General features: G+C 64.8%; 16 protein-coding genes. 7 read left to right on the forward strand and 9 right to left on the reverse strand.

The window, feature by feature from the left end; all coding sequences use genetic code 11:
• Positions 1-46 precede the first annotated feature (46 nt).
• Positions 47-994, forward strand: a complete 948-nt coding sequence (ftsY, locus tag IVB13_RS18420) for a signal recognition particle-docking protein FtsY (RefSeq protein ID WP_018459814.1) — start codon at positions 47-49, stop codon at positions 992-994.
• Between the two features lie 3 nt (positions 995-997).
• Complete coding sequence (locus IVB13_RS18425) at positions 998-1600, forward strand: septation protein A (RefSeq protein ID WP_007598838.1); 603 nt, start codon at positions 998-1000, stop codon at positions 1598-1600.
• Between the two features lie 179 nt (positions 1601-1779).
• Here the strand turns inward: IVB13_RS18425 and IVB13_RS18430 are convergent, their stop codons facing one another.
• The 5 genes from IVB13_RS18430 to ccmA form a co-directional block, all read right to left on the reverse strand.
• Positions 1780-2376, reverse strand: coding sequence for a DsbE family thiol:disulfide interchange protein (locus IVB13_RS18430; RefSeq protein WP_247489943.1), 597 nt, complete (start codon positions 2374-2376; stop codon positions 1780-1782).
• 24 nt (positions 2377-2400) lie between these two features.
• Positions 2401-2586: a heme exporter protein CcmD gene (gene ccmD / locus IVB13_RS18435; RefSeq protein WP_018459816.1), complete on the reverse strand. Its 186-nt coding sequence runs from the start codon at positions 2584-2586 to the stop codon at positions 2401-2403.
• On the reverse strand, positions 2583-3371 hold the full coding sequence (locus tag IVB13_RS18440) for a heme ABC transporter permease (protein ID WP_018459817.1): 789 nt from the start codon (positions 3369-3371) through the stop codon (positions 2583-2585). The genes ccmD and IVB13_RS18440 overlap by 4 nt, the downstream gene beginning before the upstream one ends.
• A 91-nt stretch (positions 3372-3462) precedes the next feature.
• Positions 3463-4131 (reverse strand): heme exporter protein CcmB, encoded by a 669-nt coding sequence (gene ccmB, locus IVB13_RS18445; RefSeq protein WP_018459818.1) that lies wholly within the window; start codon positions 4129-4131, stop codon positions 3463-3465.
• Between the two features lie 274 nt (positions 4132-4405).
• Entirely contained in the window at positions 4406-5008 is a 603-nt protein-coding gene (gene ccmA, locus IVB13_RS18450; protein ID WP_026233883.1) for a heme ABC exporter ATP-binding protein CcmA, read from the reverse strand.
• A 242-nt stretch (positions 5009-5250) separates the two neighbouring features.
• Between ccmA and acnA the strand changes: the two genes are divergently transcribed.
• The 3 genes from acnA (at position 5251) to IVB13_RS18465 (ending at position 9943) form a co-directional block, all read left to right on the forward strand.
• Positions 5251-7971, forward strand: a complete 2721-nt coding sequence (gene acnA, locus IVB13_RS18455; protein ID WP_018459820.1) for an aconitate hydratase AcnA — start codon at positions 5251-5253, stop codon at positions 7969-7971.
• Positions 7972-8205: 234 nt separating this feature from the next.
• Positions 8206-8982, forward strand: a complete 777-nt coding sequence (locus IVB13_RS18460) for a DUF1223 domain-containing protein (RefSeq protein ID WP_026233884.1) — start codon at positions 8206-8208, stop codon at positions 8980-8982.
• A gap of 592 nt (positions 8983-9574) precedes the next feature.
• A complete protein-coding gene (locus IVB13_RS18465; RefSeq protein WP_018459822.1) occupies positions 9575-9943 on the forward strand; it encodes a DUF2794 domain-containing protein in 369 nt (122 codons plus the stop codon).
• Between the two features lie 92 nt (positions 9944-10035).
• Here the strand turns inward: IVB13_RS18465 and IVB13_RS18470 are convergent, their stop codons facing one another.
• The 4 genes from IVB13_RS18470 to IVB13_RS18485 form a co-directional block, all read right to left on the reverse strand.
• Complete coding sequence (locus IVB13_RS18470; RefSeq protein ID WP_018459823.1) at positions 10036-10566, reverse strand: GNAT family N-acetyltransferase; 531 nt, start codon at positions 10564-10566, stop codon at positions 10036-10038.
• 228 nt (positions 10567-10794) lie between these two features.
• The gene (locus IVB13_RS18475; RefSeq protein ID WP_007598855.1) at positions 10795-11586 is read right to left on the reverse strand and encodes a Bax inhibitor-1/YccA family protein; all 792 of its coding nucleotides are present in this window, start codon (positions 11584-11586) and stop codon (positions 10795-10797) included.
• A gap of 270 nt (positions 11587-11856) precedes the next feature.
• Positions 11857-14427 (reverse strand): FtsX-like permease family protein, encoded by a 2571-nt coding sequence (locus IVB13_RS18480; protein ID WP_247489945.1) that lies wholly within the window; start codon positions 14425-14427, stop codon positions 11857-11859.
• Complete coding sequence (locus tag IVB13_RS18485; RefSeq protein ID WP_018459825.1) at positions 14424-15146, reverse strand: ABC transporter ATP-binding protein; 723 nt, start codon at positions 15144-15146, stop codon at positions 14424-14426. The genes IVB13_RS18480 and IVB13_RS18485 overlap by 4 nt, the downstream gene beginning before the upstream one ends.
• Before the next feature lie 55 nt (positions 15147-15201).
• On the opposite strand from IVB13_RS18485, the gene IVB13_RS18490 reads away from it, so the two are divergent.
• Complete coding sequence (locus tag IVB13_RS18490; RefSeq protein ID WP_026233885.1) at positions 15202-15837, forward strand: arylesterase; 636 nt, start codon at positions 15202-15204, stop codon at positions 15835-15837.
• 174 nt (positions 15838-16011) lie between these two features.
• Positions 16012-16548: an RNA 2',3'-cyclic phosphodiesterase gene (gene thpR / locus IVB13_RS18495; protein ID WP_007598862.1), complete on the forward strand. Its 537-nt coding sequence runs from the start codon at positions 16012-16014 to the stop codon at positions 16546-16548.
• The last annotated feature ends 63 nt before the right edge of the window (positions 16549-16611 follow it).

Here is a 16611-nt window from a genome sequence, read left to right on the forward strand (position 1 = left end):
GTCAAGACTTTCGTTTGCGAGCCGGAACGGCTAACACACCGCCACCATGAACGATACCACCCCCGAGACCCCCAAGCTGAGCTGGTGGCGCCGCCTGTCCGACGGGCTGAAGCGCACCTCGTCCTCGCTCGGGACCGCGGTCGCCGACCTCGTCACCAAGCGCAAGCTCGACCGCGCCATGCTCGACGATATCGAGGACGTGCTGCTGCGCGCCGACCTCGGCACCTCGGTCGCGGTGCGGATCGCGGATGCGGTTGGCACGGGACGCTACGACAAGGCGATCTCGGCGGACGAGGTCAAGGACGTCGTCGCGACCGAGGTCGAGAAGGTGCTGGCGGCGGTGGCGAAGCCGCTCGAGATCGACGCCGGCAAGAAGCCGTTCGTCATCCTCGTGGTCGGCGTCAACGGCTCCGGCAAGACCACCACCATCGGAAAACTCTCGCAAAAATTCGCGTCCGAAGGCCGCAAGGTGATGCTGGCCGCCGGCGACACCTTTCGCGCGGCGGCGATCGAACAGCTCAAGGTCTGGGGCGAGCGCACCAGGACGCCCGTCATATCAGGCGCGCAAGGCTCGGATTCGGCGAGCCTCGCCTTCAACGCGCTGACGGCGGCGAAGGAGCAGGCCGTCGACCTGCTCCTGATCGACACCGCCGGGCGGCTTCAGAACAAGGCCGAGCTGATGAACGAGCTCGAAAAGGTCGTGCGCGTCATCCGCAAGGTGGACGCGACTGCACCGCATGCGGTGCTGCTTGTGCTGGACGCCACTGTCGGCCAGAACGCGCTGTCGCAGGTCGAGGCCTTCCATCGCACCGCAGGGGTCACCGGTCTCGTGATGACGAAGCTCGACGGCACCGCCCGCGGCGGCATTCTGGTGGCGCTCGCGGAGAAATTCAAACTGCCGGTGCATTTCATCGGCGTCGGCGAAGGCGTCGACGATCTCGCGCCGTTCACCGCGCGTGATTTCGCCCGCGCCATTGCCGGAATCGAAAGCTGAAGAATGGACAAGACCCAGCCGCATCCGCTGTTCAAGCTTGCGACCGAGCTCGGCCCGCTGCTCGTGTTCTTCTTCGTCAATGCGAAGTTCAATCTGTTCGCAGCGACCGGCGCCTTCATGGTCGCGATCGTCGCGGCGATGATCGCCTCCTATGTGGTGACGCGCCACATTCCGATCATGGCGATCGTGACGGGCGTCATCGTGCTGGTGTTCGGCACGCTGACCTTGGTGCTCCACGACGAGACCTTCATCAAGCTCAAGCCGACCATCATCTACGCTTTGTTCGCCGCGATCCTCGGCGGCGGCCTGTTGTTCGGCCGCTCCTTCATCGCCGTCATGTTCGACCAGATGTTCAATTTGACGCCGCAGGGCTGGCGCATCCTGACGCTGCGCTGGGCGCTGTTCTTCGCCGGCATGGCGGTGTTGAACGAGATCGTCTGGCGCACCCAGAGCACCGACTTCTGGGTCAACTTCAAGGTGTTCGGCGTCACGCCGATCACCATGATCTTCGCCATCGCCCAGATGCCGCTGACCAAGCGCTATCACCTCGAGCCGGCGTCGCTGGAAGCGAGCGAGGCCGAGGCGGGCGATGTGAGGAAGGGTTGAGCTCTCAACTCATCATTGCCGGTTGCGGCCACACACTCAACTGTCATCGCCGGGGCGATCCAGTATTCCAGAGACGGTTGTGAGATACGGAGAGGCCGCGGCGTACTGGATGCCCCGGTCAAGCCGGGGCATGACAGCGGTGTTTGGGGTTGGGTCCTTCGCTCACACTGACGACAGAGCTAGCTCCCCGCCGCCTTCAACGCGTTCTCCATCTGCGGCAACAGCACCGTCCGCAAATTCTCCGGCGTGATCGGTCCCACCAGCTTGTAGACGATGGTGCCTTCGCGACCGACGACAAAGGTCTCCGGCACGCCATAGACACCCCATTCGATCGAGGCGCGGCCGTTGGCATCGACGCCGACGTGGCCGAACGGGTTGCCGTAGCGCCCCAGGAAGCGCCGCGCATTGTCGGCGGCATCCTTGTAGTTGATACCGACGAGCTGGAAGCGCTTGTCTTTTGCCAATTCGGTCAGCAGCGGCGCCTCGTCGTGGCACGGCACGCACCAGGACGCCCAGACATTGACGAGGCTGACCTTGCCCTTGAACGCGGCGGGATCGAGGCCGGGGATCTGCACATTGTCAGCCTGCAATCCCTCGAGCGGCGGCAGCGTGGTTTGCGGCGCGGGGCGTCCGATCAGCGCAGACGGTATTCGCGAGGGATCGCCGCTGCCGAGCCGGAACCAGAACAGCAGCGCCAAGCCGATGAAGGCGATCAGCGGCAGCGCCATCAGGAAGGTGCGGCGCTGCGGCGGAGCGGACGTCGATTGCTCGCTCATGATTGATCTCTCATGCTCGATCTCTCATGGCCGATCCGTCGCGCTACGGCCGGAGCGGCGGGTCACGCCGCTGCGCTCGAGCTCGCGCAGGCGCTGTGTCTGGCTACGATGATCGAGCACGATCCAGCCGATCAGGATCACGACCACAAGGGCGGCCGCGGCATAGGATGTCACGATGAAAGACGCATAGGGACCGAGCGACATGATCATGCAGCCCCAGCTTCTTTTGACGTGCTGCCTTCACGCGAGCCGGTGCCGACTTCTGCAAACGCCACACGGCTCGCCTGCATCATCTGCAGGGACCGCACGCGCCGTCGCAAAATCTCGTTGCGCATCGCAGCCAGATGCAGCGTGACGAACAGCAGGGTAAACGCGACCGCCATCACCAGCAACGGAATCAGGAATGATCTGTCGAGCGACGAGCCGCCCATCCGCATCACCGAGGCCGGCTGGTGCAGCGTGTTCCACCAGTCGACCGAGAACTTGATGATGGGCAGGTTGATGGCGCCGACTAGGGTCAGCACGGCGGCGGCGCGCGCCGCGCGGGAGGGCTCGTCGACCGCGCGCCACAGCGCCATCAGGCCGAGATACATCAGGAACAGGATCAGCACCGAGGTCAGCCGCGCGTCCCATTCCCAATAGGTGCCCCACATCGGCCGGCCCCACAGCGAGCCCGTGAGCAGCGCAAGGAAGGTGAAGCTGGCGCCGATCGGGGCGGCCGCTTTGGCGGCGACGTCGGCAAGCGGATGCCGCCACACCAGCGTGCCGAGCGAGGCAATGCTCATCACGCCCCATACGAACATCGACAGCCAGGCATTAGGCACGTGGATGAACATGATCTTTACCGTCGCGCCCTGCTGATAGTCGTCGGGTGCGGTGGCAGACTGATAGAGCCCGATCGCGAGCAGGATGATGGTCGCGGCCGCAAGCCATGGCAGCAGCCGCGCCGTCAGCGCGAGGAACCGTGTGGGGTTGGCGAGGTCGATCAGCGTCATGGTATCCTGATAATCACCGGTAAGCGCTCACGCAATCAGCACGAAAGTCCGCAGCGAAAGTTGATCGGGGTCAAGGTCAGTCCAGCCCATCTCAATCCAGCCCATGCTTCAGGCTCGCCGCAGCCGCGAAGGGGCCGATCACGAGACTGACCAGCGACAGCGCGCACAGGATCGAGAACGGCGCGCCGAACGTCATGGGTCCGACGATCGCCGCCTGCGAGGCTGCGACGCCGAAGATCAGCACCGGTATCGACAGCGGCAGCACCAGGACAGCTATCAGCAAGCCGCCACGATGCAGCGTCACCGCCAGCGCCGCACCGACCATCCCGGTAAATGTCAGCGCCGGGGTGCCGGCGAGCAGTGTCAGCGCCACAGCACCGGTTGCGACCATGTCGAGGTTGAGCAGCAGGCCGAGCACGGGGGTTGCGACGATCAGCGGCAGGCCGGCGGCCAGCCAATGCGCCAGCGCTTTCGACGCGCAGGCGAGTTCCAGCGGGGTCCGGCTCATCGTGATCAGGTCGAGCGAGCCGTCCTCGTGGTCGGCCATGAACAGCCGGTCCAGGGTCAGCAGGCTCGCCAGCAGCGCCCCCAGCCACAGGATGGCGGGTCCGAGCCGCGACAGCAGTGCCAGGTCCGGCCCCACAGCAAACGGCATCAGCACCACCACGGTCAGAAAGAACAGCACGCCAATCAACGCCCCGCCCCCGACGCGGAGCGCGATCCGGATATCCCGGCGGATGAGGGCAGACAGGGCGGTCATGCCACTGCTCCCAGAGGTGAGGAGGCAGCGTCGGCCGGTTGCGCCGGGCGAGCTGCGCTCCCTCCCCCCTTGTGGGGGAGGGCGGGGGAGGGGGGTAGCCCCGAGGAAGATGGTTCTTGGGTGCGGGCTGCTAGCAACGGAGCGCCCGCCTGCCGAACGCGAGAACCGAGAGAGTGCGCCGTGTGGCACCCCCCTCCCTGACCCTCCCCCACAAGGGGGGAGGGAACGGAGAGGGCGGAGTTCGGCCGCTTGGAAACCTGAGGGTCGACCCGAATCACGCCGCACCCCCGATCCGCAGCTCCCGCGAATCGATCCCGAGCGGGGCATGGGTGGCGGCGACGATCAGGCCGCCGCGCGCCAAGTGCCCGCGCATCAATCCGGAAAACATGTCCTGTCCCGCGACATCGAGCGCCGTGGTCGGCTCGTCCAACAGCCAGACGGGGCGGCGGACGGTGAGCAGGCGGGCCAGCGACAGCCGGCGGCGCTGGCCGGCGGACAGGAAGGCGGCGGGCAGATCGGCGGCATGGTCGAGCCCGACGGTGGCGAGTCCCTTGCCGGTGTCGAAACGCTCGCCGCCGAGAAAATCGGCCCAGAACGTCAGATTCTCCGCCACGCTCAGGGCTGGCTTCAGGGCGTCGCGATGACCCAGATAGTGGCATTGCTCCGGCAACGTCAGCTCGGCGTCACCCCCGTCCAGCGCGATCGTGCCGCTCGCCGGAATGAGCAGGCCCGCGATCAGCCTCAGCAGCGAGGTCTTGCCCGATCCGTTGCGGCCGACGACCGCCACGGCTTCGCCGGAGCCGGCCTCGAAATCGAGCGCGGAAAACACCTCGCGCCCGCCCCGCACGCAACTGACCCCGCGTCCGGAAAGCTGCATCTTGCCTCGTATCGATCCGCTCAAAGCCAGGCCTCAGGAAAACTTGGGGTAGCGTATGGGAATTTTTGGCTCGCGGATTGCCGCGGCACGATTGTGGCTGTGGCGGCGCGGTTAGAAAGCTTCTATAAGCCCGGAACTACTTGATGCGGCAACTCAACCTGCCCCTGCAAGTGACTCAGCCTGCCTACGCTGACGGTGTTAAAATACCCTGCCGGGTATAACTGACAATTGGGATTTCCTACATGACCTCGCTCGACAGCTTCAAATGCAAAAAGACCCTCAAGGTCGGCGCCAAGACCTATGTCTATTACAGCCTGCCCACGGCCGAGAAGAATGGTCTGAAGGGAATTTCGAAACTCCCCTACTCGATGAAGGTTTTGCTCGAGAACCTGCTCCGCAACGAGGACGGCCGCTCGGTCAAGAAGGAAGACATCGTCGCGGTGTCGAAGTGGCTGCGCAAGAAGTCGCTGGAGCATGAGATCGCCTTCCGCCCGGCGCGCGTGCTGATGCAGGACTTCACCGGCGTGCCCGCCGTGGTCGATCTCGCCGCGATGCGCAACGCGATGCAGAAGCTCGGGGGCGACGCCGAGAAGATCAATCCGCTGGTGCCGGTCGATCTCGTCATCGACCACTCCGTGATCGTGAACTTCTTCGGGGACAACAAGGCCTTCGGCAAGAACGTCACCGAGGAATACAAGCAGAACCAGGAGCGCTACGAGTTCCTGAAATGGGGCCAGAAGGCGTTCTCGAACTTCTCCGTCGTGCCGCCCGGCACCGGCATCTGCCACCAGGTCAATCTCGAATATCTCTCCCAGACGGTGTGGACCAAGAAGGAGAAGATGACGGTCGGCAAGAAGACCGGCACCTTCGAGGTCGCGTATCCCGACTCGCTGGTTGGCACCGATTCCCACACCACCATGGTCAACGGCCTTGCCGTGCTCGGCTGGGGTGTCGGCGGCATCGAGGCGGAAGCCTGCATGCTCGGCCAGCCGCTGTCGATGCTGCTGCCCAACGTCGTCGGCTTCAAGCTGAAGGGCGCGATGAAGGAAGGCGTCACCGCGACCGACCTGGTGCTGACGGTGACGCAGATGCTGCGCAAGCTCGGCGTCGTCGGCAAGTTCGTGGAGTTCTTCGGCCCCGGCCTCGACCATCTCTCGGTCGCAGACAAGGCAACCATCGCCAACATGGCGCCCGAATATGGCGCGACCTGCGGCTTCTTCCCGGTCGATGCCGCCGCACTGGATTATCTCAAGACCTCCGGCCGCGCCTCGGCGCGCGTCGCGCTGGTGCAGGCCTATGCGAAGGCGCAAGGGCTGTTCCGTACCGCCAAGTCGCCCGATCCGGTGTTCACGGAAACGCTGACGCTCGACCTCGGTGATGTCGTGCCCTCGATGGCCGGCCCGAAGCGCCCCGAAGGCCGCATTGCGCTGCCGTCCGTGGCCGAGGGCTTTTCGCTCGCGCTCGCCAGCGAATACAAGAAGGCCGAGGAGCCGGGGAAGCGCTTCGCCGTCGACGGCAAGAACTTCGACATCGGCCATGGCGACGTCGTGATCGCCGCGATCACCTCCTGCACCAACACCTCGAACCCGAGCGTGCTGATCGGCGCCGGTCTTCTGGCGCGCAACGCCGCCGCGAAGGGCCTCAAGGCAAAGCCGTGGGTGAAGACCTCGCTCGCCCCGGGCAGCCAGGTGGTGGCGGCCTATCTTGCCGATTCCGGTCTCCAGGCCGATCTCGACAAGGTCGGCTTCAACCTGGTCGGTTTCGGCTGCACCACCTGCATCGGTAATTCAGGTCCGCTGCCCGAGGAGATCTCGAAGTCGATCAACGACAACGGCATCGTCGCGGCTGCGGTGCTCTCCGGCAATCGCAACTTCGAAGGCCGCGTCTCACCGGACGTGCAGGCGAACTATCTGGCTTCGCCGCCGCTCGTGGTCGCCCACGCGCTCGCGGGCACCGTCACCAAGAACCTCGCCGTCGAGCCGCTCGGTGAAGGCAAGGACGGCAAGCCGGTCTACCTCAAGGACATCTGGCCGACGACCAAGGAGATCAACGCCTTCATGAAGAAGTTCGTGACCGCGTCGATCTTCAAGAAGAAGTATGCCGACGTGTTCAAGGGCGACACCAACTGGCGCAAGATCAAGACGGTCGAGAGCGAAACCTATCGCTGGAACATGAGTTCGACCTATGTGCAGAACCCGCCCTATTTCGAAGGCATGAAGAAGGAGCCGGAGCCGGTCACCGACATCGTCGAGGCCCGCATCCTCGCCATGTTCGGCGACAAGATCACCACCGACCACATCTCGCCGGCCGGTTCGATCAAGCTCACCTCGCCCGCCGGCAAATATCTCAGCGAGCACCAGGTGCGTCCGGCCGACTTCAACCAGTACGGCACGCGGCGCGGCAACCACGAAGTCATGATGCGCGGCACCTTCGCCAATATCCGCATCAAGAACTTCATGCTGAAGGGCGCCGACGGCAATATTCCGGAAGGCGGTCTCACCAAGCACTGGCCCGACGGCGAGCAGATGTCGATCTACGACGCCGCGATGAAGTACCAGCAGGAGCAGGTGCCGCTGGTGGTGTTCGCCGGCGCCGAATACGGCAACGGCTCCTCGCGCGACTGGGCCGCGAAGGGCACCCGTCTGCTCGGCGTGCGCGCCGTGATCTGCCAGAGCTTCGAGCGCATCCACCGCTCCAATTTGGTCGGTATGGGCGTGCTGCCGCTGACCTTCGAGGACGGCACCTCCTGGTCGTCGCTCGGTCTGAAGGGCGACGAGAAGGTCACGCTGCGCGGCCTCGTTGGCGACCTCAAGCCGCGCCAGAAGCTGACCGCGGAGATCGTCTCCGGCGACGGTTCGCTGCAGCGCGTTTCGCTGCTCTGCCGCATCGATACGCTGGACGAACTCGAATACTACCGCAACGGCGGCATCCTGCACTACGTGCTACGCAAGCTCGCGGCGTAAGCGCGGATTTGTGAACGGTGGCTCACTGCGAAGTGAGTAGTAGGTTACACGAAGGCGGCCTATCACAAGGCCGCCTTCACGCGTTTGCGGCAGGCTTCAGATGGGCCCGCCCGGCACAGAACCTCCCCTTGTACGGTTCTTGGACGGACAACAAATGTGTGAGGCCCGTAAGATTACGGTGACCATCCGGCGGTAAGATTTCCCTCTCACGAGCAATGGTGTGCGGCGTTCGACATGACAACAATGACGGCTTCTCATCTGGTTTCACGCTGGTCCGGTGCCCTCTGGTCGGGAGCTCTTGGTCTCTGTGCAATCGTCGCCGTCATCCGCCCTGCCGAGGCTGATCCCCGCGCCGTTGTCGAGTTGTTTACCTCGCAGGGCTGCTCCTCCTGCCCGCCGGCCGACAAGATCATCGGCGACCTCGCCCGCGATCCCTCGATCATCGCGCTGAGCATGCCGATCGACTATTGGGACTATCTCGGCTGGAAGGACACATTGGCCGATTCGCGCTTCTCTGCACGGCAGCGTGCGTATTCGCGCATGCGCGGCGACCGCGAAGTCTACACGCCGCAGGTCGTGGTCAACGGCTCCACGCATGTCGTCGGCAGCGACCGCACCGGCATCGAAAGCGCCATCGGCAAAACCGAGACGGGCACTGGTGTGATGAGCGTGCCGGTGACGATGTCGCTCGCGGGCAAGCAGATCAACGTCTCGGTGGCCGCGAGCAAGGAGCCGACGGCGTCCCACGGCGAGGTCTGGATCTGCTCGATTGCGAGGTCGGTGCCGATCGCGATCAGTCGCGGCGAAAATCGCGGACAGCAAGTGATCTATCACAACGTGGTGCGCAACCTGCTGAAGGTCGGCGACTGGACCGGCCGCCCGGAAAGCTGGACGGTGCCGATCGAGAACCTCACGCGTGACGGCGTCGACGGTGCCGTGGTCTATGTCCAGGACGGCAGCCGGGAGAGACCGGGCCCGATGCTGGGCGCGGCGTACACGTCGCTGCACTGACGCGCACTTCGAATCGTCCGACTCAAGCACACTCTCAATCCTCATGGTGAGGAGGCGCGTCAGCGCCGTCTCGAACCATGCAGGCCCTGCTGAGGCAGCTCGGCCTCGATCCTTCGAGACGCCGCTTCGCGGCTCCTCAGGATGAGGGGAAAGGGTTTTTGCTGAGATGCTGAGATATCCGTCGAGGCAGAAACATCCCGACCCAAACAATTCGACTCAAACAAAAAAGGACCAACTCGCGTTGGCCCTCCTTGTCGTGCGAACAGACCCGATCCTGACGGCCCCGGGGGGCTGGGGGCTGAGGAATCCGGAACCGAAAGGACCGGGTCAACGCACATAGGTCTTTTCGCAACGCAGGGCGGCAGTCGCTTGGCGGAAAAGCGGCGACACTATGATTCCTGCTAACGATCCCGTGACGGTTTGCCGCGACAGAGTTCCACCGCTGCGTGTGGGCGGATTGGCTCCGATTCCAAGGTCCTTCCAAGGGCCCTTGCGGTGGGGAACAGTTGGCGCAATCATGCAACCGTCATGATCCGCGGTCGAGGGACGGTCTTCGCGGACGCGGTCATGCTGATGCGACAGGAGGCGGCCTATGAGTCTGTCGGAGGATACCGATCCGAGCGAACAGCGTGCGGCGGCGCGCCCCGCCGCTTCGAATGCGCAACTGAGCCGCGTGACGTTCAACCGGCTCGAGCTGCACCGTATTCTCAATCTCTACGGCCGGATGGTTGCCGAAGGCGAGTGGCGCGACTATGCCATCGACTTCCTCAGGGATCGCGCTGTGTTCTCGGTCTTTCGCCGCGCCTCGGAAGTGCCGATCTATCGTATCGAGAAGGATCCGCGCCTCGCGCGCAAGCAGGGCATGTACAGCGTGATCTCGGCGACGGGCTTGATCCTGCGCCGCGGCCACGAACTGGAGCGCGTGCTCCTGGTGATCGATCGCAAATTGGCGGTGGTGTAGCAGGGATCCAGTAGCCCGGATGAGCGTAGCGACATCCGGGTCTTTGCTTGCAGCGTTCCCGGGTATCGCTTCGCTCACCCGGGCTACGGGCCTTACTTCCCCGGCACGCTCTTGGCGCCCTCGCCGAGGCTCCGCTGCATCATTACCGTGTCCAGCCAGCGGCCGAATTTCAGCCCGACGCTGGGATGCGTGCCGATCATTTTGAAGCCGGCCCTGGTGTGCACGCCGATCGAGCCGGCATTGGTGGAATCCCCAATTACCGCGATCATCTGACGGAAGCCGCGTGCCTCGCATTCGACGATCAGCCGCTCCAGCAGGAGCGCCCCGATGCCGCGGCGGTGGAAGGATGGATCGAGATAGATCGAGTTCTCGACCGTGAAGCGGTAGGCCGGGCGGGGCCGGTAGGCACCGGCATAGGCGTAGCCGGCGACGCGCCCGTCGAGGATGGCGACGAAATAGGGGTAGCCGCCGTCGATCAGCGTGCGGTAGCGGCGCGTCATCTCGGCAAGGTCGGGCGGCTCCAGCTCGAACGTCGCGGTGCCCTCGCGGACAGCCTGCCGATAGATGGCCGTGATGGCGGGGAGGTCGGCCTCGGTGGTGGGCCTGATATCGGGTGCGGACATGCCGCAAGATTAGAGCCTTCCCGGGGCGGCTGGAAGAGGCAACCGTGCTTCCTCATACTCCGTCCTTGCGAGGAGCCCTTGCGACGAAGCAATCCAGAAATGCACCAGCGGAGGGACTCTGGATTGCTTCGCTGCGCTCGCAATGACGGTGGGTGTTGAGAGGCTCGCCCCAAACAAAAACCCCGGCCTCTCGGCCGGGGGTTGCTGTCGTCCACTCTGGGCTGGCGCTTAGTCGCGCTGGCCGAGGAGCTGCAGGAGCAGCGTGAACAAGTTGATGAAGTTCAGGTACAGCGACAGCGCGCCGGTGATGGCCGCACGCTCTGCGATGTCACCGCCGGCCGAAGCGTAACCGTAGATGTAGTCGTTCTTCAGCCGCTGGGTATCCCAGGCGGTGAGGCCCGCGAACACCAGCACGCCGACCACCGACACGACGAACTGCAGCACCGAGCTCGCCAGGAACAGGTTCACCAGGCTCGCGATGACGATGCCGATCAGGCCCATGAACAGGAACGAACCCATTCCGCTCATGTCACGCTTGGTGGTGTAACCGTAGAGGCTGAGCGCGCCGAAAGTCGCCGCGGTGATGAAGAACACCCGGACGATCGAGGTGTGCGTGAACACCAGGAAGATCGAGGACAGCGAGACGCCCATCAGTGCCGCGAACACCCAGAACAGGATCTGGGCGGTCGAAGGAGCGAGCCGGTTGATGCCTGCCGAGATCACGAACACCATGGCGAGCGGCGCGAGCATGAACAGCCACTTCAGGGGGCTGACGAACATCGCGTAGCCGAACGGCGTCAGGAACAGCTTGCCGACCCGCACGGCTTCCGGGGTCGGAACGTCCGTCACGGCGGCCATGTAGACGCCGAGGGCGGCAAGGCCGGTGATGGCCAGGCCGATGCTCATGTAGTTGTAGATGCGCAGCATGTAGGCGCGCAGGCCGGCATCGACCGTCGCGGCGTCAACACGCCCGGCGGCCCTGCCGAAAGGAGAAGCGTAATTGCGGTCTAGGTCCGACATGGTCGAATTCCCGTTGGTTGGTCCGGTCCGGCATGAGGGTCGCCATGCCGCCGGTTCGTCAAATTCTATCTCGGATACCGATGTCTGCCGACTAAATTTTGGCTAACAATCGGGGCTCCGAACCCATTCGATATGTGGGAAACTAACACATTCGCTGCAACCGTCCACGCGCGGCTGAATGTCGCCCTTACCTGCAATCCAGACGAGCGGACGTGGTTAATCGCAGGAATCGTGCGATTTCGCTCCCGTGCCGCCGCCCGCTACCATTTGTCACAAATTCCGCAACACCGTGGCGGGCTTTTTGTTCAACGCCAGCAGGGTGCCGGCGAGCCCGAGGCCGACCGTGACGACCAAGGCAGCCGCGACCACGCCGGCTGCGCTGCCGCCCTGCCAGACGAAAGTGAGGGTCATCAGCCGGGTCACGATCATCCAGGCCGCGACGCTGCCGGCGAAAACGCCGAAGACCGCGGTGGCAAGCCCGATCAGGAGGTATTCGAGCGCATAGGCGCCGAGCAGCCGCAGCCGGGTCGCGCCCAGGGTCTTGAGGATCACCGCATCGTAGACCCGGTGGCGATGGCCGGCGGCGAGCGCGCCGCCGAGCACCAGGATCGCCGAGATCAGGGTCACCGCGCTGGCGCCGCGGATCGCCAGCGCCAGGTTGGTCACGACCGAGCCGACCGTCTCCATCACCTCGCGCACGCGCACGCTCGTCACCATCGGATAGGCGTCAGCGACCTCCTTGATGATCTTGCCGTCGCCGGCCGCATCGCCGCCGGCTTCCGTCAGCGTCGCGATGTGGGTGTGCGGCGCGCCCTTGAATGCGTTCGGCGAGAACACGAGGACGAAATTGATGCCGAGGCCCTGCCAGTCGATGCTGCGCAGATTGCTGATCTTCGCGGGGATGTCGCGGCCGAGGATATTGACCACGACCTCGTCGCCGACCTTGAGGCCGAGTCCGTCCGCGATCTTCTTCTCCATCGAAACCAGCGGCGGGCCGGAATAATCGGCGCTCCACCACTCGCCCTCGACCACCTTGGAGCCCTTCGGCAGCTCGGCGGTATAGGTCAGGCCGCGGTCGCTCTGCAGCACCCACTCGGAATCGGTGCTGGGCTTGAGCTCCTCGGCGCGGACACCACGGGCTCCGACGATCCGTCCGCGCAGCATCGGCACGTCGTCGACTTTCGCGCCAGGGGCGATCTGGCGCAGGTATGTGTCGAACTGCTCGGCCTGCGTGCTCGGAATGTCGATGAAGAAGAACGATGGCGCGTGCTCGGGCAGCGCCGCCAGGAACTGCCGGCGCAGATTGCCGTCGATCTGGGTGATGGTGACGAGCACGGCGAGCCCGAGCCCGAGCGACAGCACGACCGAGGGCGTCAGCGCGCCCGGCCGGTGGATGTTGGCAATCGCAAGTCGCAGCATCGGCCATCGCGTGCGCGGCAGCCGCCGTGCGATCGTCATCAGCAGGGCGGCAATGCCGCGGAGCAGCGCGAACACGACCACGGAGGAGGCCACGAACACCGCGGCGATGCGCTTGTCGAAGGACAGCCCGATCACGACCGCGATGAGCAGCGCGATCACGACGGCCATGAAGACGAGATAGCTCCAGCGTGGCCGATGCCATTCGGAGCTGATGGTGTCGCGGAACAGCGCCGCCACCGGCACGTCGTGCACTCGCCCGAGCGGCCACAGGCCGAAGGCAAGCGCCGTGAGCAGCCCGTAGACGAACGACAGCGCGAGCTCGTCGGCATGCACCGCCGGCACCACCGGCAGGGGCAGCAGCTTGCCGAATAGGCCGACGATCGCGAACGGCATGGCGGCGCCTAGTGCGAGGCCGATCACTGAGCCGATCGCGGCGAGCAGGAGAACCTGGGCGAGATAGATGCCGAACACGTCGCGCCCGGTGGCGCCGACGGCCTTGAAGGCCGCGATCACCTCGAGCTTGTGGTCGATATGGGCCTTGACGGCATTGGCAACGCCGACGCCGCCGACCAGCAGCGCGGCGAGGCCGACCAGCGTCAGGAACTGCGTGAAGCGGTTGATGTTGCGCTCGAGCTGCGGCGAGGCATTGGAGCGGCTGCGGACCTCCCAGCCGGCCTGCGGCGCGGCGTTGCGGGCGTCCGCGATGAAGGCGTCGGTGGCGCGCTCGTTGTTGGCGATCTCCGGCAGCTTCACACGATAGACCCAGCGCACCAGGCTGCCGGGTTGGACGAGCCCTGTCGCGCGCAGGCCCGCTTCGCTGATCAGGAAGCGCGGGCCGAAGCCGATGCCGCCTGCGAGCTTGTCGGGCTCGGCTTCGACGGCGCTGCGGATCTGGAACGTCGCAGCCCCGACGGTGACGCGATCGCGGGTCTTGAGCGACAGCCGCGCCAGCAGTGTCGGATCGGCGGCCGCGCCGAACGCGCCGTCGCGCTCCGCGAGCAACTCGGACATCGGCAGCGGCGGCGCCAGCGTCAGCTGGCCCAGCATCGGATAGGTGTCGTCGACCGCCTTCATCTCGACCAGGGCCAGCTTGCCCTCGGCCGAGCGCGCCATGCCGCGCAGTGTGGCGGCGCTCGAGACGGTGCCGCGCGAACGCAGGAAGGCGACTTCCTCCGGCTTCGCCTCGCGCTGAAACAGGACGAACGACACGTCGCCGCCGAGCAGCGTACGGCCTTCGCGGGCGAGGCCGTCGCTCAGGCTCGCCGAGACCGAGCCGACGCCAGCGATGGCCATCACGCCGAGCGCGATGCAGGCAATGAAGACGTAGAAGCCGCGCAGGCCGCCGCGCAATTCGCGCAGCGCGTAACGCAGCGACAGCGCGACGCCGTTGGGCTTCGCAAACGGTGCGGCAGCAGCACTCATGCCGGCGCCGACTGCGTGTCGATGCGCCCCGAACGGAGGCGGATCACGCGATCGCAGCGCTGCGCGAGCGAAGAATCGTGCGTGACCAGCACCAGCGTCATGCCGCGCTCGGCATGCTTGCTGAACAGGAGGTCGACGATCTGTTGTCCCGTGGCTTCGTCGAGATTGCCGGTCGGCTCGTCGGCGACGAGGATCGCTGGATCGGGTGCCAGTGCGCGGGCCAGCGCCACGCGCTGCTGCTCGCCGCCGGAGAGTTGGGTCGGATAATGATGCAGACGGTCGCCGAGCCCGACCGATTGCAGCTCCTGCGCCGCGCGCTTTGCGGCGTCGGGATTGCCCGCAAGCTCGAGCGGCACCGCGACATTCTCCAGCGCGGTCATGGTCGGGATCAAATGGAAGGACTGGAAGACGATGCCGACCTGGCGGCCGCGGAAGCGGGCCAGTGCGTCCTCGTCGAGGGCATTGAAAGGCGTGCCGTTGACCACCACCTCTCCGCTATCAGGACGCTCCAGCCCCGCCATCACCATCAGCAGCGTGGATTTGCCCGAACCTGACGGGCCGATCAGGCCGATCGTCTCGCTCCGGCCCACGCGCAAGCTGATATCCTTGAGGATGTGAACGCGTGCCGCGCCCGTACCCAATGACAGATTGACGTTGGAGATGGCGATGGTGTCGGCCGAACTGTCGGCGAGCGAAGAGGAAGAGATGCGAGTGTCCATGGTCCGGTCATATGGCAACTCCGCCCGCGCGGTCGAGAGGCGTTACGGATTGTTCATGCACATAGCCGTGTTGATGTTCGCTTTGATGACCGTCGCAAATCCGGCATGGGCTGAGGCGGCGAAACCGATCAAGCTGGTGGTTCTCGGCGATTCCCTGAGCGCGGGTCTTGGCCTCCCGGCCCAGGAAGCGTTCCCCACAAAGCTTCAAAAAGCTTTACAAGACAAAGGCATAGAGGTCGGCATGACCAATGCCGGGGTATCCGGCGACACCTCCTCGGGGGGCCGTGACCGACTCGACTGGTCGGTCCCTGACGGAACCGACGGTGTGATCATCGAGCTCGGCGCCAATGATGCGTTGCGCGGCATCGATCCCGATTTGACCCGCACCGCGCTGACCGAGATCGTCCAGCGCCTCAAGGCGCGCAAGATCGCGGTGATGCTGTGCGGCATGCTGGCGCCGCCGAATTACGGCGCGGATTATGCTGCGCGCTTCAATTCGATTTATCCGGATCTGGCGAAAAAATTCGGCGTGCCGCTCTATCCGTTTTTTCTCGATGGTGTCGCGGCCGATGCCAAGCTCAACCAGGCCGACGGCATTCATCCGACCGCGGCCGGCGTCGATATCATCGTCAAGAATATCTTGCCTACGGTTGAGGCATTCCTTGGCACCATCGCTGAGCAACGGCGTTGAAAACCAGGCAGCGCTAACCGTAATTCCCAGGGTTTTACCGGAGTAAGGCGCGCGATGCTTCGCAGGGTCACACAACTGCGATAGGAATTAGGGTACCGGTGATTCGTCGCCGGCTCTAAAATTTGGATATGATCTTGCCCTGGGATCATGCCCAAGCATCGGGAGTGCGAAACGATGCCGCGTTTGTTCACTGGTCTGGAAATTCCGGCCGAGATTGGCCAGTCGCTTTCCAATTTGCGGGGCGGCCTTCCCGGCGCCCGCTGGATCGATCCCGAAAATTACCATGTCACCCTGCGCTTCATCGGCAATATCGATGGCATGTCCGCCAACGAAATCGCCTCGATGCTGTTTCGCGTCGACCGTAAGCCGTTCGAGGTGAAGGTGCAGGGTTTGCAGAGTTTCGGCGGACGCAAGCCGCGCGCGGTGGTCGCCACCATCGTGCCGAGCAAGCCGCTGATGGAATTGCAGGCCGAGCTCGAGCGCCTGATGCAGCGGATCGGCCTCGACCCGGAAGGCCGCAAGTTCATCCCGCATGTCACGCTGGCCCGGCTGCACGACGCCACCGACCGTGACGTCGCCGATTATCTCTCGCTGCGTGGCTATTTTCCCAGCAAGGCATTCACGGCCGAACGTTTTGTTTTGTTCTCGTCCCGCGCCTCAACCGGCGGCGGCCCGTATGTGGTCGAGGACGCCTACGAGCTGTGTGAGTAGCGAAGCTCTCGTGCCCCGGACGCTGCGCAGCGCGAAGCGGTGCGCTGCAGAGCCGGGGCCCAT

It is taken from the genome of Bradyrhizobium sp. 17 (assembly GCF_023073515.1).
Taxonomy (GTDB): domain Bacteria; phylum Pseudomonadota; class Alphaproteobacteria; order Rhizobiales; family Xanthobacteraceae; genus Bradyrhizobium; species Bradyrhizobium canariense_D.